Below are 2,423 nucleotides of genomic sequence, written 5' to 3' on the forward strand. Positions count from 1 at the left end.
GCTTGACTGTCGCGCCCGAAGACGCATGACGCCGGCGGCCAGAATGCTGGCGATTTCCGCGAGGCGCTCGGCGGAGCTCATCCGATCGGGAGACAGGGCATTCATGGGACTTCGCTCGAAGCGCGGGCCTTCAGCCGCAGCCCTCTGATTGCCCGCCTCTGTGCCGTTCGCAGCGCCAGGTATCCACGGGCTTGCAACTCCTGAACGAAAGCGCGCTGGGATCCTTCCTGTTCTGACTGTTCGCGCGCCCAGCTTGACCAAAACCGGTAAAGCTCTGTGCTGCCGATGGAATATCCGACATCGATTTCGCAGCAGCTGACAATGAAGCGTCCTACCGCGTCCTGGTTCTCAAAGTAGAGCTCAGACAGCTCCCTTACGGATGCCGGCGGGCACAGCCCGGTCTCTTGCCAGGCGAGGCAGCCCTGGACCGCCCACGCGAGAATTCCGTCCCTTTCGGCCAGCAGTTTTTCTGTGAGATGCATATCGCGCTCGGCCGCGGAAATCTTCCGGCGAAAAGGAATAATGTGCAGGCGCCGCCTGACAGCCTCGTCGACTCCGTCCAGCACCGGCATCTGGTTTCCGGTGATGATCAGCTTGAACTGCGGTGTGAAGGTCGAGAAATCCTGCCGCATGAGGCGGGCCGCGATCTGGTCACCGCCAGTCAGCGATTTCATGCGGCTCTCGGCAAACCGGGATCGCCTTTCGACCTCGGGTACGAGCACCAGCCGGACATATCTGAGCGCAGCCAGCTCGGTCGGATGGCGGGTCATGTTCGTCGCAGTGAGGAGGTCCGAACCCGACGCGACGGCGTAATCGCCGAGGATCGTCCGCAACACGTTCGTGAACACCGACTTGCCGTTGCTGCCGGAGCCGAGGAGAAAGAACATGGCGTGCTCGCGTGTCGACCCGGTCAGGCAATAACCGGCAACGCGCTGCAGGTAGCCCTGCAGGTCAGCGTCTCGGTCCGTGATGCTGTCCAGGAGTCCCGCCACCGCGGGGCAAGCCCCTCGGCAGAAGCCGCCGCCATCCTGGTCATCAGAAGGTCAGGATCGTGGGTGTGGATTTCGCCGGTGACGAGATCGACCGCTCCGCTGGGTGTGTTCAGGAGCCATGGGTTGGCATCCCACCTTTCATCATCGACCATCAGCCGGGCGTCCGAGCGAGCCAGCGCCTCCACGGCCATCACCTTGGCCGCGGACGCAATCCGAACGGCCCCGGCGCTGTCGCTAGCTGCAGCTGCTGCGTTCCGGCAAGTTCGACGAATGGACTCCCGGACCGTACAGCGGTCCGAGCGCCACCTGCTTCCGTCCCAGATCATCCAGTGACCTGTAGCAAGGGACAGGCGCACATAGCTCTCATTGGCTTCCGCGAACTCAAGAGCCAGGGCGTCGTCGCTCGTCGAAGGGGCCCCCCCCGAGAGCGACACGGTTTTTGGCCGCCCCGCCATCACGCGTCACGCTCTTCATGCGGCTCCGGTTCGGACGGAGAGACCCGGGAGGCCAGTTCGTATTCGACTATGTCCTGGGCCGCGTAAGTTATTCGGCCCCCCAGCCGCAGATAGGCTGGTCCGGCACCCTTCTGCCGCCATCGTTGAAGTGTCCGTCTGCTGATGCCCCACCGTACCGCGAGTGAGCTTTCATCGAGATGGGAATGCATGCCCTGCGCCGCCTTCTGTTGCCTTCGCTGCGCAGAACCTGCCCTCAAACGACGCCGATACAAAAACCGGCCAACAGCGGCCAGTTTCTTTACCGTCAGTTTACCCTAACCTTTTGATTTTCGGGATCATTGAATGCTTCCGGCCACGACCCGCGCGTCCGGATATACTTGCGTGGATGGCACCAGCGAAACCGCCATGGCTGTTTTACCCCGGCGACGAGGATTCCCGCGAGGGCGACTTCGGGATATGATTCGAGACCTCTGTGGGAAAAACTCGATCCGGCGGACGGGCTGCCTGCCTGGGAGGCTCTGTTTCACTTCGTAGATCGCGATCGGGCGGCCGAGCTTTTTGAGCTCGACCTCTGTGGCTACAGAGATCTGTCCAACGTCGACCCGCTGTGGTGGCCGGACGAGCGTCGCGAATTCGATAAACAGAATTTTCGTCACCGGCATCGACTCATGAGCCTCAACGCTGAGCTTTTGGGAAAGCTGCGGAGGGGTGAACTCGTGGCCTACGGCTACAGCAACCAGGCTCCCCTGGACGCCCCGCGGCGTCTCATTGCGGCCGAGCGCTGGCAGGAACTCGAACTCGACGCAAAGTCATCGACCGCCTCAGGTCCAGGCATCGAGGTGACGCAGCTCCGCATCTATTTGCCTGGTTCAGCTGGGAGGAGAAGGCCAGATCCAGCACGCAAGAGCCATTCACCGTCAGCCCTTCGCAAGTGGTATGTCGAGCGATTGGAACTCTGCGCTCGAGCAGGCAGGCT

Annotated in this window: 4 protein-coding genes; 1 reads left to right on the top strand and 3 read right to left on the bottom strand. The window is 62.2% G+C overall.

Annotation, left to right across the window (positions count from 1 at the left end; genetic code table 11):
- Positions 1–101: 101 nt before the first annotated feature.
- From NKH36_RS34570 to NKH36_RS34580, 3 genes are read right to left on the bottom strand one after another with little or no spacing between them, the layout of a single operon-like run.
- A complete protein-coding gene (locus NKH36_RS34570) occupies positions 102–992 on the bottom strand; it encodes a phage/plasmid primase, P4 family (RefSeq protein ID WP_352966285.1) in 891 nt (296 codons plus the stop codon).
- Positions 911–1,447 carry a hypothetical protein gene (locus tag NKH36_RS34575; RefSeq protein ID WP_352966286.1) on the bottom strand — a complete coding sequence of 179 codons (537 nt, stop codon included), beginning with the start codon at positions 1,445–1,447 and terminating at the stop codon, positions 911–913. The genes NKH36_RS34570 and NKH36_RS34575 overlap by 82 nt, the downstream gene beginning before the upstream one ends.
- Positions 1,447–1,656, bottom strand: coding sequence for a helix-turn-helix transcriptional regulator (locus NKH36_RS34580; protein ID WP_352955258.1), 210 nt, complete (start codon positions 1,654–1,656; stop codon positions 1,447–1,449). The genes NKH36_RS34575 and NKH36_RS34580 overlap by 1 nt, the downstream gene beginning before the upstream one ends.
- Before the next feature lie 459 nt (positions 1,657–2,115).
- Here NKH36_RS34580 and NKH36_RS34585 point away from each other — a divergent pair.
- Positions 2,116–2,423: hypothetical protein (locus tag NKH36_RS34585; protein WP_352966287.1), on the top strand; the 308-nt coding region annotated here is incomplete at its 3' end.

Source organism: Mesorhizobium sp. M1312, assembly GCF_040318115.1.
Classification (GTDB): domain Bacteria; phylum Pseudomonadota; class Alphaproteobacteria; order Rhizobiales; family Rhizobiaceae; genus Mesorhizobium.